Annotated in this window: 16 protein-coding genes, 1 tRNA gene and 1 other RNA gene; 10 read left to right on the top strand and 8 right to left on the bottom strand. The window is 66.9% G+C overall.

All coding sequences use genetic code 11. The features are described 5' to 3' along the window. Positions 1 to 26: 26 nt before the first annotated feature. Positions 27 to 605 carry a low molecular weight phosphatase family protein gene (locus LTH96_RS08575; protein WP_241465321.1) on the bottom strand — a complete coding sequence of 193 codons (579 nt, stop codon included), beginning with the start codon at positions 603 to 605 and terminating at the stop codon, positions 27 to 29. Between the two features lie 52 nt (positions 606 to 657). Here LTH96_RS08575 and LTH96_RS08570 point away from each other — a divergent pair, with 52 nt between their 5' ends. Beyond that, positions 658 to 1,488 carry a CPBP family intramembrane glutamic endopeptidase gene (locus LTH96_RS08570; protein WP_241465320.1) on the top strand — a complete coding sequence of 277 codons (831 nt, stop codon included), beginning with the start codon at positions 658 to 660 and terminating at the stop codon, positions 1,486 to 1,488. A gap of 152 nt (positions 1,489 to 1,640) precedes the next feature. Here the strand turns inward: LTH96_RS08570 and groL are convergent, their stop codons facing one another. Then, positions 1,641 to 3,236, bottom strand: a complete 1,596-nt coding sequence (gene groL, locus LTH96_RS08565; RefSeq protein ID WP_241465319.1) for a chaperonin GroEL — start codon at positions 3,234 to 3,236, stop codon at positions 1,641 to 1,643. Positions 3,237 to 3,309: 73 nt separating this feature from the next. After that, a complete protein-coding gene (groES, locus tag LTH96_RS08560) occupies positions 3,310 to 3,606 on the bottom strand; it encodes a co-chaperone GroES (RefSeq protein WP_241465318.1) in 297 nt (98 codons plus the stop codon). Between the two features lie 341 nt (positions 3,607 to 3,947). Here groES and guaB point away from each other — a divergent pair, with 341 nt between their 5' ends. The 3 genes from guaB (at position 3,948) to LTH96_RS08545 (ending at position 7,318) form a co-directional block, all read left to right on the top strand. Next, positions 3,948 to 5,486, top strand: a complete 1,539-nt coding sequence (guaB, locus tag LTH96_RS08555) for an IMP dehydrogenase (RefSeq protein ID WP_342357724.1) — start codon at positions 3,948 to 3,950, stop codon at positions 5,484 to 5,486. Between the two features lie 13 nt (positions 5,487 to 5,499). Beyond that, positions 5,500 to 6,642, top strand: a complete 1,143-nt coding sequence (locus tag LTH96_RS08550; RefSeq protein WP_241465317.1) for a GuaB3 family IMP dehydrogenase-related protein — start codon at positions 5,500 to 5,502, stop codon at positions 6,640 to 6,642. Positions 6,643 to 7,156: 514 nt separating this feature from the next. Further along, the gene (locus LTH96_RS08545) at positions 7,157 to 7,318 is read left to right on the top strand and encodes a hypothetical protein (protein ID WP_241465316.1); all 162 of its coding nucleotides are present in this window, start codon (positions 7,157 to 7,159) and stop codon (positions 7,316 to 7,318) included. A gap of 40 nt (positions 7,319 to 7,358) precedes the next feature. Here LTH96_RS08545 and LTH96_RS08540 read toward each other — a convergent pair whose 3' ends face one another. Together LTH96_RS08540 and LTH96_RS08535 are read right to left on the bottom strand one after the other, a co-directional pair. After that, positions 7,359 to 7,874 carry a hypothetical protein gene (locus LTH96_RS08540; protein WP_241465315.1) on the bottom strand — a complete coding sequence of 172 codons (516 nt, stop codon included), beginning with the start codon at positions 7,872 to 7,874 and terminating at the stop codon, positions 7,359 to 7,361. A gap of 145 nt (positions 7,875 to 8,019) precedes the next feature. Continuing rightward, positions 8,020 to 8,104, bottom strand: a tRNA-Ser gene (locus tag LTH96_RS08535). Between the two features lie 141 nt (positions 8,105 to 8,245). Here LTH96_RS08535 and gluQRS point away from each other — a divergent pair. After that, on the top strand, positions 8,246 to 9,178 hold the full coding sequence (gluQRS, locus tag LTH96_RS08530; RefSeq protein WP_241465314.1) for a tRNA glutamyl-Q(34) synthetase GluQRS: 933 nt from the start codon (positions 8,246 to 8,248) through the stop codon (positions 9,176 to 9,178). Between the two features lie 78 nt (positions 9,179 to 9,256). On the opposite strand, the gene LTH96_RS08525 is transcribed toward gluQRS, so the two are convergent. Further along, positions 9,257 to 10,234, bottom strand: a complete 978-nt coding sequence (locus LTH96_RS08525) for a zinc-binding dehydrogenase (RefSeq protein ID WP_241465313.1) — start codon at positions 10,232 to 10,234, stop codon at positions 9,257 to 9,259. 173 nt (positions 10,235 to 10,407) lie between these two features. Here LTH96_RS08525 and LTH96_RS08520 point away from each other — a divergent pair, with 173 nt between their 5' ends. The 3 genes from LTH96_RS08520 (at position 10,408) to LTH96_RS08510 (ending at position 12,859) form a co-directional block, all read left to right on the top strand. Then, positions 10,408 to 12,105, top strand: a complete 1,698-nt coding sequence (locus LTH96_RS08520; RefSeq protein ID WP_241465312.1) for an alpha-keto acid decarboxylase family protein — start codon at positions 10,408 to 10,410, stop codon at positions 12,103 to 12,105. Between the two features lie 41 nt (positions 12,106 to 12,146). Beyond that, positions 12,147 to 12,243: signal recognition particle sRNA small type (gene ffs, locus LTH96_RS08515), an RNA gene on the top strand. A gap of 88 nt (positions 12,244 to 12,331) precedes the next feature. Next, a complete protein-coding gene (locus LTH96_RS08510) occupies positions 12,332 to 12,859 on the top strand; it encodes a LytR C-terminal domain-containing protein (RefSeq protein WP_241465311.1) in 528 nt (175 codons plus the stop codon). Between the two features lie 59 nt (positions 12,860 to 12,918). Here LTH96_RS08510 and LTH96_RS08505 read toward each other — a convergent pair whose 3' ends face one another. Next, on the bottom strand, positions 12,919 to 13,356 hold the full coding sequence (locus tag LTH96_RS08505) for a hypothetical protein (RefSeq protein ID WP_241465310.1): 438 nt from the start codon (positions 13,354 to 13,356) through the stop codon (positions 12,919 to 12,921). Positions 13,357 to 13,567: 211 nt separating this feature from the next. Between LTH96_RS08505 and aceA the strand changes: the two genes are divergently transcribed. After that, positions 13,568 to 14,932, top strand: coding sequence for an isocitrate lyase (gene aceA, locus LTH96_RS08500; RefSeq protein WP_241465309.1), 1,365 nt, complete (start codon positions 13,568 to 13,570; stop codon positions 14,930 to 14,932). Between the two features lie 28 nt (positions 14,933 to 14,960). Then, positions 14,961 to 15,620 (top strand): hypothetical protein, encoded by a 660-nt coding sequence (locus LTH96_RS08495; protein ID WP_241465308.1) that lies wholly within the window; start codon positions 14,961 to 14,963, stop codon positions 15,618 to 15,620. A gap of 168 nt (positions 15,621 to 15,788) precedes the next feature. Here the strand turns inward: LTH96_RS08495 and LTH96_RS08490 are convergent, their stop codons facing one another. Continuing rightward, positions 15,789 to 16,697: a glycine betaine ABC transporter substrate-binding protein gene (locus LTH96_RS08490; protein WP_241465307.1), complete on the bottom strand. Its 909-nt coding sequence runs from the start codon at positions 16,695 to 16,697 to the stop codon at positions 15,789 to 15,791. Positions 16,698 to 16,776 lie beyond the last annotated feature (79 nt).

Raw genomic sequence — 16,776 nt, 5'->3', positions numbered from 1 at the left:
CGGCCAGTGGGTCAGCGGCCAGTGGGTCAGCGCTGCAGGGCGTCGCGCAGCGCCTCGACGGGTCCCCGGACCTGGTCGAAGGACTCATCGAAGACCTCAGCGGGCATCATGTACGGGTCCACCACGTCGTCCTGTGCCGTGGGGGCCTGCGCGTGATCGCGCCGCCCGGCAACCAGCGGCACCAGAGCGGCGAGCTTCTCCGCCGCGGTCCCTGAGGCCGCCATAGCCTCGTCGAAGGTGGCCTCGTCCAGCGAATCCAGGAGTCGGACGAACTCGCGCAGGGTGAAGACCTTCTGGGCACTCTCGGGAACATCGGCGAGGATGTCGCGCACATGTCCGCGGGTGGCGGTGAGGACGAGATCGGCGCTGCGGATCATCTCGACGCTGAGCTGTTCGGCCTGGAAGTCTGCGGTGTCTGCCCCGTACTCGGCGAGCCGGTCCTTCATCTGGGCTTCCATGTCATCGCCCACGTGAGCGTGGGTGCCGGCCGAGCGGACCCCGATGCCGTCCTCGGCGGAGAAGACCTGGGCGAGCAGCCGATCCATGGCGGGGGAGCGGCAGATATTGCCGGTGCAGACGGCGAGCAGGGTGTAGGTCTCAGTCATAGCTTCCATCTGACCACACCCACCAGCGCCGGGCAGACCTAGACTCTTGATCGTGAAGCCAACGACGCCGGAGGTCTCCGGTCAGCAGCCAGCCAGCGCCACCGACCCTGCGCCCGCGACGGGAGCGCCGGTGCCGCTGAGTCGTCGCTTCCTGGGCTGGGAGCTGGCGATCGTGCTGGGGCTCTCACTGGGCCGCTCCGCGGTCTATGCGGTGCTGCAGCTGGCCGAGCGGCTGACCCTGGCGCCGCTGGCCGAGCAGAGCTCCACGGTGCAGACCTCTCGCTCCCGGGCGGAGTTCTTCGACCTCAGCTACCAGGTGCTGGACTCGCTGTTCGCGCTCTTCCCGGTGGTGCTGGTCTGCTATCTGTTCTTCCTGCAGGGGGTGAACCCGTTCCGGCGCTTCGGGCTGGATCTGCGCCGTCCCGGCCGGGACCTCGGCCTAGGGGTCGGACTGTTCCTGATCATCGGGCTGGGCACCCTGGTGGTCTACGGGGTGGGCCGGGCGGCAGGCATCACCACCGAGATCATTCCGGCCGACGTCGGAGAGCACTGGTGGACCACGCCGGTGCTGATCCTGGCGGCGCTGCGGCATTCGCTGTTGGAAGAGGTGATCATGATCGCCTACCTCTTCGACCGTGCTCGCCGGATCTGGCCTCGGGCGGGGATCTGGATGATCATCCTCGCCGCGGCCGCGCTGCGCGGGGCGTACCACCTCTATCAGGGCTTCGGCCCGGGCATCGGAAATCTCCTGATGGGGATCATCTTCGGCTGGCTCTACCACCGCTGCGGCCGGGTCATGCCGCTGGTGATCGCACACCTGCTGCTCGACGTGGTGGCCTTCCTGGCGTTCCCGCTGGTGCTGCAGCTCGTCCAGCTCCAGTAGCTGCCCCGACCCGTAGCTGCCCCGACCCGCAGCTGCCCCGACCCGCAGCCTCCGCGAACAGCAGCTGCCGCGAACAGCAGCTGCCGCAGACGCAGGTGGGGCCCTGACCGCGAACGGTCAGGGCCCCACCTTGCGATGAGAGTCAGACGAGATCAGTGATCGTCGTCCTCGTCCTTCTTCTCGACCACGAGGGTCTCGGTGGTCAGCACCAGGGCCGCGATGGAGGCGGCGTTCTGCAGAGCAGAGCGCGTGACCTTCACCGGGTCGATGACGCCGTCGGCGATCAGGTCGCCGTAGACACCGGTCTTGGCGTTGAAGCCGTGGTTCGGCGCCATCTCAGAGACCTTGGAGGCGACGACGAAGCCGTCTTCTCCGGCGTTCTGAGCGATCCAGCGCAGCGGCTGGACCAGCGCGCGGCGGACGATGCCCACAGCAGCTGCGGCATCCCCGGAGAGCGCCTTCACGTCCTCGTCCTCGTCCAGCACGGAGAGGGCGTTGATCAGCGCAGTGCCGCCGCCGGCCACGATGCCCTCTTCGAGAGCCGCACGGGTGGAGGAGACGGCATCTTCGATGCGGTGCTTGCGCTCCTTGAGCTCCACCTCGGTGGCCGCGCCGACCTTGATGACGCCGATGCCGCCGGAGAGCTTCGCCAGACGCTCCTGGAGCTTCTCACGGTCCCACTCGGAGTCAGAGGCGTCGGCCTGGGCCTTGATGGTGGCCGCGCGAGCGTCCACATCTTCCTTGGACCCGGCGCCGTCGACGAGGGTGGTCGCGTCCTTGGTCACGGTCACCCGACGTGCGGTGCCCAGTGATTCCAGATCCACCTGATCGAGCTTCAGGCCCAGATCAGGAGAGATGACCTGTCCACCGGTGAGCACGGCGATGTCCTCGAGCATGGCCTTGCGGCGGTCCCCGAAGCCGGGGGCCTTGACCGCGACCACGTTGAGCGTGCCGCGCAGCTTGTTGACCACCAGGGTGGAGAGGGCCTCGCCCTCGACGTCCTCGGCGATGATGAACAGCGGGCGCTTGGCCTGCAGGACCTTCTCCAGCACCGGCAGGAACTCTGCCATGTTGGAGATCTTGCCCTGGTTGATCAGGATCAGCGGATCCTCGAGGATCGCTTCCTGGCGCTCGGGGTCGGTGACGAAGTGCGGGGACAGGTAGCCCTTGTCGAACTGCATGCCCTCGGTGATCTCCAGCTCGGTGGAGGTCGAGGACCCCTCTTCGATGGTGATCACACCGTCGGTGCCCACGGCGTCGAATGCACGCGCCAGGAGTTCACCGACCTCGTCGTTCTGCGCGGAGATCGCGGCCACGTTGGCGACCTGCTGGCCCTCGACCTCGCGAGCGTTCTCGCGGAGTCGGCGGGTCACGGCGGCGACCGAGGTCTCGATGCCGCGCTTGATCTCACTCGGTGCCGCGCCGGCGGCCACATTGCGCAGGCCTTCCTTGACCAGAGCCTGGGCGAGGACCGTTGCGGTGGTGGTGCCGTCGCCTGCGACGTCGTTGGTCTTGGTGGCGACTTCCTTGGCCAGCTGCACGCCAAGGTTCTCGTACGGGTCTTCGACCTCCACCTCACGGGCGATGGTGACGCCGTCGTTGGTGATGGTCGGTGCGCCCCAGGACTTGTCCAGGACTACATTGCGGCCTTTCGGGCCGAGCGTGACCTTGACCGTGTCTGCAAGCTTATCGATGCCGGCTTCCAGAGCGCGGCGTGCAGCATCACTGAATTCAAGCTGCTTTGCCATGGGTTACTGCTCCTTTGAGAGTGTGAGAATCGGATCGTGATGAGGTCTGTGAAGAGCCTTCAGCAATCCGTTCTTACTTCTCGATGATGGCGAGGACGTCGCGGGCGTTGAGCACGAGGTACTCGTCGCCGCTGACCTTGACCTCGGTGCCGCCGAACTTGGAGTAGATGACGACGTCGCCCTCGGAGACGTCAACCGGGATGCGCTTGCCCTTTTCGTCGAAGCGACCTGGGCCCACGGCGACGACCTTGCCCTCCTGGGGCTTCTCCTTGGCGGTGTCGGGGATGACCAGACCGGAAGCGGTGGTCTGCTCTGCTTCCAGGGGGCGAACAACGATGCGATCCTCGAGAGGCTTGATAGAGACTGACACGTCAGTACTCTCCTTTGCGTGGTGTGGATTCGGTTTATCAGCACAGGCCCGTGCAGAGCCTCCCGGTGCTTCCGGGGTGCTCGACGAGCCGAAATCTGTCGCACGCCTTGGGAGTGGCCAACCGTCGTCGCGGTGCCGGATGGTGCCCCGTCAGGCTGATATCCGCGGGTTGACGACCCGCGGACAAGCTGGCACCCGAGGGTCTCGAGTGCTAGGTGAAACTTTATAGACGGGCTTAGCACTCGGTCAAGCAGAGTGCTAAGCCTTTGGCTCCGGGCGGACGTGGACGGGACGTAGACTTGTCGCTGAGCCACCCGCTTTTGACCCCGAGAGGCACCACCGTGACTGAAACTCATCAGCAGACGAGCGCGGCCGGCGCTGCGGAGCATGATCCCTTCGGCTTCGTCGGACTGACCTACGACGACGTCCTGCTGCTCCCCGGCGCGACCGACGTGATCCCCTCCGAAGCGGATACCGCGACTCGCTTCTCCCGCAACATCGTGCTGCAGTCCCCGGTGGCCTCGGCCGCGATGGACACCGTCACCGAGGCGCCGATGGCCATCGCCATGGCGCGCCAGGGCGGCATCGGGATCCTGCACCGGAACCTCTCCATCGAGGACCAGGCCCGGCAGGTGGACAAGGTCAAGCGCTCCGAGTCCGGCATGATCAGCGATCCGGTGACGATCACCCCGGACGCGACCATCGCCGACCTCGATGAGCTCTGTGCCCACTTCCGGGTCTCCGGGCTGCCGGTGGTCGACGGCGAGTCCAAGCTGCTGGGCATCATCACCAACCGCGACACCCGGTTCATCCCGCGCGAGCAGTACCTGACCACCAAGGTCTACGAGAAGATGACCCCGCAGCCGCTGATCACCGCCCATGTGGGGATTCCCAATGAAGAGGTGCTGCGGATCTTCTCCGAGCACCGGGTCGAGAAGCTGCCGCTGGTCGATGACCACGGCGTGCTCCAGGGCCTGATCACGATCAAGGACTTCGACAAGGCCGACCGCTACCCGCAGGCCACCAAGGATGAGGAGGGCCGGCTGCGCGTCGGCGCGGCCGTGGGCTTCTTCGGCGAGGGCTTCGAGCGCGCCATGACCCTGATCGACGCCGGGGTCGACGCCCTGGTCGTGGACACCGCCAACGGCCACACCCGCGGCGTGCTGGACATGATCGCGCGGCTCAAGGCGGAACCGGCCGCGGCCGGCGTGGACGTCATCGGCGGCCAGGCGGCCACCCGCGAGGCGGCCCAGGCGATCATCGACGCCGGAGCCGACGCGGTCAAGGTCGGCGTCGGACCGGGCTCCATCTGCACCACGCGCATCGTCGCCGGCGTCGGGGTTCCCCAGATCACCGCCATCTACGAAGCCTCAAAGGCCGCCATCCCCGCCGGCGTGCCGGTGATCGCCGACGGCGGCCTGCAGCACTCCGGGGACATCGGCAAGGCGCTGGTCGCCGGGGCCGACTCGGTGATGCTCGGGTCGCTGCTGGCAGGCTCCGCGGAGTCCCCCGGAGACCTCGTCTTCTACAACGGCAAGCAGTTCAAGGCCTACCGCGGCATGGGCTCCATGGGAGCGATGCAGACCCGAGGGAAGAACACCTCCTTCTCCAAGGACCGCTACTTCCAGGCCGACGTCCCCACCGACGAGAAGCTCATCCCCGAGGGCATCGAGGGGCAGGTGCCCTACCGCGGCCCGCTCGAGGTGGTGTTCCACCAGCTCACCGGCGGTCTGCGGCAGACCATGTTCTATGTGGGCGCGCACACCATCGACGAGTTGAAGTACAAGGGCAAGTTCGTGCGGATCACCTCCGCCGGACTCAAGGAATCGCACCCGCATGACATCATGATGACGGTGGAAGCGCCGAACTACCGGCGCTAGTAAAGGAGCAGCTTTGAGCAACGAGATCCCCATCGGCCTGGCCAAGAACGGCCGCCGAGCCTGGGCTCTGGACGATGTCGCCATCGTCCCGAACCGACGTACTCGCAGCCCCGCAGACGTGAGTCTGGACTGGCGCATCGACGCGTACACCTTCTCCATGCCAGTGATCGGCGCCCCGATGGACTCGGTGATGTCACCGGCCACGGCCATCGAGCTGGGCAAGCAGGGCGGCCTCGGTGTCCTCAACCTCGAAGGTCTGTGGACCCGCTATGAGGACCCGGAACCGGTGCTCGCGGAGATCGCAGCGCTGGGCGCCGACGAGGTCTCCGCGGACAACACCCGCCGGCTGCAGCAGCTCTATGCCGAGCCGATCAAGGCCGAGCTGATCACCGCACGGCTGGCCGAGATCCGCGAGGCCGGCGTCGTCGTGTCAGGCTCGCTGACTCCGCAGCGCACGCAGGAGTTCTACCGCACGGTCGTCGAGGCCGGTGTGGACATGTTCGTCATCCGCGGCACCACCGTCTCTGCCGAGCATGTCGCTCAGAACGGTGACCCGCTGAACCTCAAGGAGTTCATCTACGAGCTCGACGTGCCGGTCATCGTCGGCGGGGCCGCCGGGTACACCCCCGCGCTGCACCTGATGCGCACCGGTGCCGCCGGCGTGCTGGTGGGCTTCGGGGGCGGAGCAGCCACCACCACCCGCCGCGCCATGGGCATCCGGGTGCCGATGGCGACCGCCATCAGCGACATCGCCGCCGCACGCCGGGACTACCTGGATGAATCCGGCGGCCGCTACGTCCACGTCATCGCCGACGGCGGCATGGGCTCCTCCGGGGATCTGGTCAAGGCCCTCGCGATGGGCGCCGACGCCGTGATGCTCGGGACCACGCTGGCTCGCGCCGAAGAAGCTCCGGGTCAGGGCTGGCACTGGGGGCTCGAAGCCGTGCACCAGGACTTCCCGCGCGGACACCGCACCCGGGTCGGGACCGTGGCGCCGCTGCAGGAGGTGCTCTGGGGACCCGCCCACCACACCGACGGCTCCTCGAACCTGATGGGCGGCCTGCGCCACGCGATGGCCTCCACCGGCTACGTGGACCTGAAGTCCTTCCAGCGCGTGGACGCGATCGTCTCTCCGATGGGCCAGCAGACCCGCTGACCGCACGGCAGGCACGCCCCGTGCGCTCGCGCCGGACCGCACTCGGTCTGTCGCAGGGCTGTCGGTCTGTCGCAGGGCTGTCGGGTGTCGCAGGGCTGAAGCTCCACGACATCGCACAGCGCCGCGATCTCTTCCGCGTCAGCTCAGCAGCTCGGACTCTTCCCCGGGACCGGAGGGGTCTCCGGGCTCCTGGTTCCGGGTGTACCGGTTCGCGGTGCAGCTGACCCCTCGGTCCCCGATGGTCTCGCCGCCGTCCAGCGGTGAGCTCGGCGCCCCCTGTGGCAGGGTCTCATCGGCGCACGTGGTCGGCGCCCCGACCTGCGCCCAGTGGCTCCGAGACCATCGCGAATCCCAACGGGGTCCTGTGCACGGCGTGCTGCAGACCAGGAAGCCCGCAAGCGGAGATGGCCTGCGGCAATGAGGGGGGTCGCGTCGTTGCGCGACGTCGGTGGTTCGCCACGTATACCCCGGGGGGTATACTTGTCTTGTCGTCCACCCCACTGAAGGAGCCACCATGTGCCGAGCTGTGACCTGCAAGACCTGCGGAAAGACCACCTGGGCCGGATGCGGCCAGCATGTGGATCAGGTGATGCGCGGGGTCAGCGCCACCCAGCGGTGCCCCGGACATGAACCTGCCCCGTCCGGCGGGTTCTTCAGCCGGCTCTTCGGTCGCTGAGGCTTGCCAGCACGCCGACCCCGGAGGCCGACGTGGAGAACTACTTCGCCGCCCATTCCGAGGTTGCCGTGATCACCTCGAATGAGCGTGATTCGGCATCCTGGGCGATCTCCGCACAGTCCTCGTCATCGGGGCAGGCGTAGGACCAGGACACCAGCGCTCGAGTGGCTGCCGCGAGATCTGCGGAGTAGGACGCCGGAACGTACTCCGGGAGGCCCTCCGTCTGATTGCGGACCCAATAGCTGTAGTCGGCCATCAGCGGCAGGCCCTCGGCAAAGAGATCGCGGCACTGGGGCTCATGGGCCACACAGCCGGCACCGGAGTACTCACGGTGCCATTCTTCGAGGTCGTCCAGGTATGAATCACGGGCCTCGGCCAGCCACGCGTCCTCCGGCGCGTCCGTCGCGGGGCTCTGTTCCGGCTCCGGCTCTGCCGTGACCGTTGGCATAGATGCTGACGCCTCGCTCGGCTCCACGGATTCCTCAGATGCTCCGGCGCAGCTGATCAGGGCCAGGGCTGCCAGGAAGCCGGTCCCGGCAACAACTGTCTTGTGCATGACCCCTCCAGGGGTGAGTGATGGTGCCCTCGGCAGAGGCCGCAGGCTGCGCATGCCAACGCTACCCTGGGCCCGAAGCTCACGGAGCCACCGGACACGAAGAAGCCCGTCAGCCTGGTTTATCAGGCTGACGGGCTTCTGTCGGCGGAGGATGGGGGATTTGAACCCCCGAGGGCGTGAACCCAACACGCGTTCCAAGCGTGCGCCATAGGCCGCTAGGCGAATCCTCCTGGCTGCGTCCCGCTGGCCTGCCTGATCGGCGCGGCCCTCGAGAGCAGACTTCATACTAGCGGAGAACCAGCGCAGAATGCACATCGAGCCCCCGTAGGATGGATCACTGCCAAGATCTGACCTGAGGAAAGGCGAGGACGATGCCCGCTGGACGCTACGCACCAAGCCCCTCGGGAGAGCTGCATCTGGGCAACCTGCGCACCGGGATGCTCGCCTGGCTCTTCGCGCGGTCCACCGAACGGGCCTTCCTGCTGCGCTTCGAAGATCTCGATCTTGCCCGCACGGTGGCGGGCTCCGAGGACCAGCAGTTCGATGACCTCCAGGCCATGGGGCTGACCTTCGACGCGCAGGATGGCGCCGATCGGACCCGTCAGTCCGAACGGATGGACCTCTACGGCGCAGCGATCGGGCAGCTGCGGCATGCCGAGCTGACCTATGAATGCTTCTGCTCGCGCCGCGAGATCCACGAGGCGGCGCGCGCCCCGCACGCGCCGACCGGAACCTATCCGGGCACCTGCCGCTACCTGAGCCAGGAGGAGCGGCGGCGCCGTCGAGCGGAGCGTCCCGCGGCGGTGCGGCTGCGCGCACCCCGCTCCGAGACCGGCGCGGCCACGCGGTTCTCCGTCGAAGACGTGCTGCTGGGCCGGATCACCACCGAGGTCGATGACTTCGTGGTCCAGCGCAACGACGGGACCCCGGCGTACAACCTCGCCGTGGTGGTCGATGATCATCTGACCGGGGTGGACCAGGTGGTGCGCGGCGACGACCTGGCGCCGTCTGCGCCGAGCCAGGCCTACCTGCGCGGACTGCTCTACGACCCGCAGGCAGCGGGGGAGGTCCAGTACGCCCATGTGCCGCTGGTGCTCAACGTCGAGGGCAGGCGCCTGGCCAAGCGGGACGGAGCCGTGACGCGGGCCGCCCTGCAGGAGCAGGGGATCGACGCCGCGGCCCTGCGCGACCTGCTGCTGATCTCGCTGGGACTCCCCGCCGGCCCCCTGGCTCAGGCGCTGGAGTCCTTCGACCCGAAGGCGCTGCCCGGCGACGCCTGGGTGTTTCAGCCGCCGAACAGCTGAAACACCCACACGCGGTGTCCCAGACCCGACACGTCAGACCCGGTGACCCCGGTCTGGGGCGCCGTCGAGGCTGCTCCGCTACGGGCGCAGCAAGATCTTGCCCCTGCGGCCCGGCACGAAGTTCGCCTGCGCCGCCTCGCGCACCTGATCGAAGGCATAGGTCGCCTCGGCGGTGAGCGAGAGGGTGCCGTCCGCGACTCGGGTGAGCAGCTCGGTGAACAGCTCGCCACGGCGCTGAGGCGCCAGATCGCCCATCACCCGGGAGCCCCAGAAGCCCTTGATCGTGACGTTCTTGAAGATGATGGCCCCGGAGTTCAGCGCCATCGTGCCTCCGGCCATGGCGCCGAAGATCACCAGCGTGGCATCCTCGCCGAGCTGGGAGAGCACCTGATTGCTGGCCTCCCCGCCCACCGAATCGATGCCCGCGACGATCTTCGCCCCACCGGTGACCTCTGCGACGCGGTCCTGCCATCCAGCGGACTCGGTGGAGACGACCCCGGTGATGCCCTGAGCGTCGAGCTCAGCAACACCTTCGTCGCGACGCACCAGGCCGAGCACGTTGATGCCCCGCGTCGGTGCCAGCTGGGCCAGCATCCGGCCCACCGCGCCGTTGGCCGCGTTCTGGATGATCCAGTCGCCCTCGTCCAGATCCAACCAGTCCAGCAGGGCGATGGTGGAGAAGGGCATCGAGACCAGCTGGGCGGCGACCTCATCGGCGGCGTCCTGATCCACCGGGATCAGGCCCGCGGCGGGGGCGATGAAGTACTCGGCCCAGGCACCGAAGACGCCGCCGGTGGCGACCCGCTGACCCACGGTGAGGTTCTCCACGCCCTCACCGAGGGCGTCGATGACGCCTACTGCCTCGGACCCGGTGCGGGCCGGCAGCTCCGGCTTGAAGCCGTAGGACCCGCGGATGGTCCAGAGGTCATGGTTGTGGATGGGGGAGAGCAGGGTCCGCACCCGGGCCTCTCCTGCACCGGGGTCCGGGGTGGGGACGTCTTCGACGTCGAGGACGTCCCAGGGCTCGCCGAATGTCTGTTGGGTGACTGCGCGCATGAAGTCCTACTTTCAATCAGAGGTATGCCGGCAGGAACAGGGGATCGAAGCCAGCTATTCCTGCACCGCCAGCTGTGACGGCTCCCACGTAGACTGGCGGCACCGTAGACCGTTGGCGGCCCAGCAGATCCACCCGCATCGCTGGAGCCGGCCACGACCAGAAGGCGAGACCCATGCCCGAAGAAGAGATGTCCGAAACCACGCAGGATGAGTCCCTCGAGAACTACACGATCGGTGACTATCTGCTGGACAGGTTGGCCGAGCTCGGCCTGACCGAGCTGTTCGGCGTTCCAGGAGACTTCAACCTCCATTTCCTGGACCACGTGGTGGCCCACCGCAGCATCCGCTGGGTCGGCTCCGCCAATGAGCTCAACGCCGGCTACAGCGCCGACGGCTATGCCCGCATCCGCGGCATCGGCGCCTTCCTGACCACCTATGGGGTCGGGGAGCTCTCCGCGATCAACGCCGTGGCCGGCTCCTACGCCGAATCCGTGCCGGTGGTCCAGATCGTCGGCGCACCGCCCAAGGAGACCCAGGCCTCGGGCCGCAAGATCCACCACTCGCTGGGCGACGGCGACTTCAAGCACTTCCTGCGGATGGCCGAAGAGGTCACCTGCGCCCACGCCGATCTCGACGCGCCCACCGCCACCTGGGAGATCGACCGGGTCCTGCGCGACGTCGTCTTCCGCCGTCGCCCCGGCTACCTCATGCTGGCCGCCGACGTCGCCGAGATCGCCGCCTACCCGCCCTCGGAGCCGCTGACCACCGATCTCCCGGTGACCACCCCGCGCGCCGTCGCCGCCTTCGAAGCGGCCGTGCGGCGCTTCCTGCCCGGGCGGCGCACCGCCGTGCTGGCCGATCTTCTCGTCCACCGGCTCGGCGCCACCGAGGAGCTGGCCTCCTTCCTCACGGATTCCCAGCTGCCCTTCGCCACGCTGGCCTGGGGCAAGACCCTGGTCGATGAATCGGACCCGAACTTCGTGGGCATCTACGCCGGTGCCGCCTCTCAGGATCGGGTGCGCGAGGTCATCGAGGGTGCCGATGCGCTGATCACCCTCGGGGTGGAATACACCGACAACACCACCGCCGGCTTCTCCATGGACCTCGACTCTGCCCGGATGATCGACGTCTCCCGCTTCGGTGCCCGGGTGGGCCATGAGGTCTTCACCCCGATCTCGCTGCAGGACGCGCTCGCAGTGCTGCACCGGGTGACCACCGAGCTCGACGACGTCGCCCCGATGCCCGCGGCGGAGGCTCCGGCCGCGGAGACGCCTCGGGAACCCTCCGAAGGTCCGCTGACCCAGGACGGCCTCTGGGCCGTGCTGGCCTCGCAGCTGGAATCGGCGAACATCGTCGCCGCGGACCAGGGGACCAGCTACTTCGGGATGGCCTCCCACCGGTTCCCGGCGAAGTCAACGTTCATCGGTCAGCCCATGTGGGGCTCCATCGGCTACACCCTGCCCGCGATCATCGGCGCCGGGCTCGCGGACCCCAGCCGTCGGCCGGTGCTGCTGATCGGCGACGGCTCCGCCCAGCTGACCATCCAGGAGATGGGCGTGATGATCCGCGAGAAGCTGCCCGTGGTGGTGGTGCTGGTCAACAACGCCGGCTATACCGTGGAGCGGGCCATCCACGGGCCCGATGAGGTCTACAACGACATCGCCCCGTGGCGCTGGGAGCTGGTGCCCCGGCTCTTCGGAGCAGCGGAGGAGGACTACCTCTACCGCAGGGTCACCACCGAGGCAGAGCTGCTGGCGGCCTGCAGGGACACCATGAGCAACCGGGAGAAGCTGGTCTTCATCGAGGCGATCACCGACCGCGACGACATCCCAAAGCTGCTCCAGGACGTCGCCGACGCGCTCAAGCGCTGAGCTCCATTGGCCTTCAAGCATGAGGCCGAGATACGATGAACCCCGGCCCCACGTGCGGTGCCATCCTGCTGAACTCCCCCAGGACCGGAAGGTAGCAAGGGTAAGCGGGCTCTGGCAGGTGCACGTGGGGCTCTTAATGTCTTCAGCCGCCTCATGCGGCCGGATCCGCCCCGCCGCGAATGTCTGCTGAGCGTTCAGGACCCGGCGAGCTTCTAGAATCGAACCCATGGATCACCGGCCCGCGAGCACGCGCACCCAGCGGCTTCTCATCTGGCTGGGCACCCTGGCTGTGATCGGACTGATCAGCGGAGCCAGCTGGCTGATGATCAATGGGGCGCTGCCACTGAGCGTCTTCGGCCGCGGTTCGATCACCGCGGCGGAACAGTGCCCCTCCGGCACGCAGCAGCCGGTGGTGCCCGAGCGGGTCCGGATCTCGGTGTTCAACACCACCAACGCGCCCGGTCTGGCCCATGAGGTGGCCGATGAGCTCAGCGATCGGAGCTTCCGGGTCGCAGAGGTCGACAACGACTACTTCGCCGACACGGGCTTCGCCGGGATCATCCGGGTGGGGGATCGGGGTCTGCGGCAGGCCTATACCCTGCAGCAGCACATCCCCGACACCATGGTGGACGTCGATGAGCGCGACGACTACAGCGTGGATCTGATCCTGGGGTCGGAGTTCGCGGTCCAGGACATGGAAGAGGCCGGGGACCTCGACATGGTCCCCGGCCTCCTGCGCTGCTCCGCAGACTGAGCAGCCTCAGCCGCAGCGGCTGTTCCTGTCCAGATCAGAGGAGCTCAGCCCGGTTCAGCTCAGCGTGCGTCCTTCCAGCGGCGGGCAGCGATGAAGCTGCGCACGCCCAGGACGATGTAGATCACCAGCACGATCACGGTGACCAGCGAGGAGATCACGGCTCCCGGGTTCTCAGACTCGCCGGCGAAGAGCTCGGGCAGGCTCAGCAGCGGCATGATCATGCCGAAGGCGCCGAGCAGCGCGACCGCCAGGGCGATATGGACGCCGAGCTTGCGGTTCTTCATCGCGATGCCGCCGCTGATCAGCAGCAGCAGGCCCACCACCGAGGGGATCAGCGCCGTCATGCTGGCGAAGTCGGTGGCGACATAGCCGATGATGCCGATCACCACCAGCAGGCCGCCGACGATCAGGGTCAGTCGCGGCATCGGGCTCGCCGGAGCGGCAGGACCAGTCGTCGTGGAGGTCGTGGAGGTCGTGGGTGTGGAGGGGTTCGTCATGGTGCTCCTCATCGGGTGATGTACGGCTGAAAACATCTGTCGTGCGTCTTCTACACAGTGTAGAAGATCAACTTCGGTCGAATCTTCCGACGTTTCTTCGATTGCGCAAAGAAACGCAGATCTTTGATGAGAAAACTCTGGCGTCAGGGCTTCACAGGGCGTGAACTGGTCTTGTCACCGAAACAAGGTCCACGATTCAAAGGAGATTCAGATGACCGAGACAATTGCCTCGCAGTCGCAGACCCAGAACTCACAGCCCCAGGGTGGGCTCAGCCCCGAGACCAAAGAGGTCTTCCAGCAGAAGGTCGACGCTCTGCAGCAGGACTGGGACACCAACCCGCGCTGGGAACAGACCACCCGCGACTACTCCGCAGCTGAGGTCATCAAGCTGCAGGGCAACGTCCAGGAGGAGCACACGCTGGCCAAGCGCGGTTCCGAGAAGCTCTGGAGCCAGCTCACCGCAGAGCACGCCGAGGGCAAGTACACGAACTCCCTGGGTGCGCTGACCGGCAACATGGCGGTCCAGCAGGTCAAGGCCGGCCTGCGCGCCATCTACCTCTCCGGCTGGCAGGTCGCCGGTGACGCGAACCTTTCGGGCCATACCTACCCGGATCAGTCGCTCTACCCGGCCAACTCGGTGCCCAGCGTGGTGCGCCGGATCAACAACGCCCTGCTCCGCGCGGACCAGATCGACTACCTCGAAGGCACCCGCACGGTCGAGGACTACATGGTCCCGATCATCGCCGACGCCGAGGCCGGATTCGGCGGCCCGCTGAACGCCTACGAGCTGATGAAGTCCATGATCGCCTCCGGCGCCGCCGGCGTGCACTGGGAAGATCAGCTCGCCTCGGAGAAGAAGTGTGGACACCTCGGCGGAAAGGTGCTGATCCCCACCGGTCAGCACGTGCGCACGCTGCAGTCGGCCCGGCTCGCCGCCGATGTGCACAACACCCCCAGCGTCGTCATCGCCCGCACCGACGCGGAGGCGGCCACCCTGATCACCTCGGACGTCGACGAGCGCGACCAGCCCTTCATCACCGGAGAGCGCACCGCCGAAGGCTTCTACAAGGTGCGCAACGGCATCGAACCCTGCATCGCCCGGGCCAAGGCCTACGCGCCCTACGCCGATCTGATCTGGATGGAGACCGGCACCCCGGACCTGGAGTACGCCAAGCAGTTCGCCGAGGCGGTCAAGGCCGAGTACCCGGACCAGATGCTGGCCTACAACTGCTCGCCCTCGTTCAACTGGAAGAAGCACCTCGACGACGAGACCATCGCGAAGTTCCAGCGTGAGCTGGGCGCCATGGGCTTCACCTTCCAGTTCATCACCCTGGCCGGCTTCCACGCGCTGAACTATTCGATGTTCGAGCTGGCGCGCGGTTACAAGGACAACCAGATGAAGGCCTATGTGGAGCTGCAGGAGAAGGAATTCGCCGCAGAGGCAGACGGCTACACCGCCACCAAGCACCAGCGCGAGGTCGGCACCGGATACTTCGATGCCATCTCCACCACGTTGAACCCCGAGTCCTCGACGGTGGCCTACAAGGGTTCCACCGAAGCAGGACAATTCCACTGATCCACCGGCATTGACAAAGGAGTCAGCCATGAACGCCCAGACCAGCACCTCTTTCCGCTCCAGCACCACATCCGGAAACGAGAGCATCACCGATCCGGCCGAGGCCACGTCGAGCAACGGCATCACGATCAACGGCATCACACTCAATGCGCCGCGGGCACCGCGGCAGAATGAGGTGTTCACCGCGGATGCGCTGACCTTCCTGAGCACCCTGCACCGCGAATTCGGCGCACGGATCGCCGAACTCGAGGCGCCGGAGCTGCAGCCGCAGCGGAACTTCGCGCCCAGCCCGGTGGGGCGGCGCGGAAGTGCGGAGGAGGCCGAGGCCTCCTGGAAGGCGCTGGTTGAGCGGTACCTGGTGGAACCACCTTCGGCCTTTGCGACACCCCGGCGACTGACCCGGTCCGAGGACCGGATCTTCTCCAAGGGGGAGGCGCTCTCGGCAGGACTGGTTGACTTCGCGCTGCACATCCAGCGGCGTGCGCGCCGTCTGGTCTCTGAAGGCAGGGCTCCGTTCATCTCGTTGCTCGGCATCGAGAGCGAGGATGAGCTGGAGATCTGGCAGGAGATGTTCACCCGGGCAGAGGAGCTGGTCGGCCTTCCGGCCGGCACCATCCGGGCGATCACCTTCAGCGCCTCAGAGGACGACGCCGGCGGTGCGATCCTGCTTCAGAAGCGGGCCCGCTGACCGGCGGCTGGCAGCTGCAGCACAGACGGAGACCCCCGGTCCCACATCCGAGTCCATGACTCGGAACGGGACCGGGGGTCTCTGTCATTGCGTCTGGATCACGCCCTGCTGATCAGCAGGCGGTGATCGGCAGACGGTGATCGGGAGGACCTGATCACCCTCGACAGATCACTCCTTGAGGGAGTCGATCATATCGGCGTTGTCTTCCATCCAGGCCTGAGCGGCTTCTTCCTCGTTGTCCGCGTACTCGTTGACCATCATGTCCTCGAGCTCGGCGTACTCCTCATCGGAGAGGGTGAAGCTGCCCATCCACTCGGCGACCTCGGGGAACTCGCTGGAGAACTCGGAGTTGGCGATGAAGTTCAGCGTCTCTGGCTCGCCCAGCGCACCCTCGGGATCTTCGAGATCCTTCAGGTCGAAGTTGCCGTAGGCGTAGAACGGACGCCACAGCGTCACGACGATGTCTTCCTCGTCATCGATGGCGGAGCCCAGCTCGGTCAGCATCGCCGCGGTGGAGGATTCCACGAGTTCGAAGTTCTCATCGAGCCCATATGTCGGGAACACGTCATTGGCGGTGACTCCCATGTGGCCCGAACCTGGCTCGATGCCGATGACCTGACCGTTGAAGTCCTCGGCGTTGTCGGCGAGCTCTGCGATGGAGTCGATCTCGGTGTATTCGGGCACCGCCAGGGTCAGCACGGCGCCCTCGTAGTACGCGCCGAGATCCTCGAGATCGTCACCGTATTCGTCCATGTACTCAGCGTGGGTGACCTCGGGCCATGCGGACGGGTAGACGTCGATGTCGCCCTGGGCGACGCCGGTGTACAGCGGGGCGGCGTCGTTGATCTCTTCGATCTCGACGTCGTAGCCCTCGCCCTCGAGGATGCCCTGCCAGAGGTAGGCCATGCTCAGACCATCGGTCCAGCTGGGGATGATGCCCAGGGTGACGGTGCCGCCGGCCTCGGCCTCGTCCCCGTTCTCCGCGGCGTCGTCGCCACCGCCGCAGGCGGTCAGCGCGAGGGCTGCCGCGGCGGTCACGCCGATGAACTTCGATGCTGTGCCAGTTCGTGTACTCATGATGTGCCTCAATCTGTTGTGTGCGGGTGCGATGCGGTCTCTGGTCTGTGTTCTCGGATGGTGGCTTCGCCCAGCGGGC

The organism is Nesterenkonia sp. LB17, from assembly GCF_022565915.1.
In the GTDB taxonomy this organism is placed as follows: domain Bacteria; phylum Actinomycetota; class Actinomycetes; order Actinomycetales; family Micrococcaceae; genus Nesterenkonia.
This window is presented reverse-complemented; position numbering and strand designations above follow the sequence as displayed.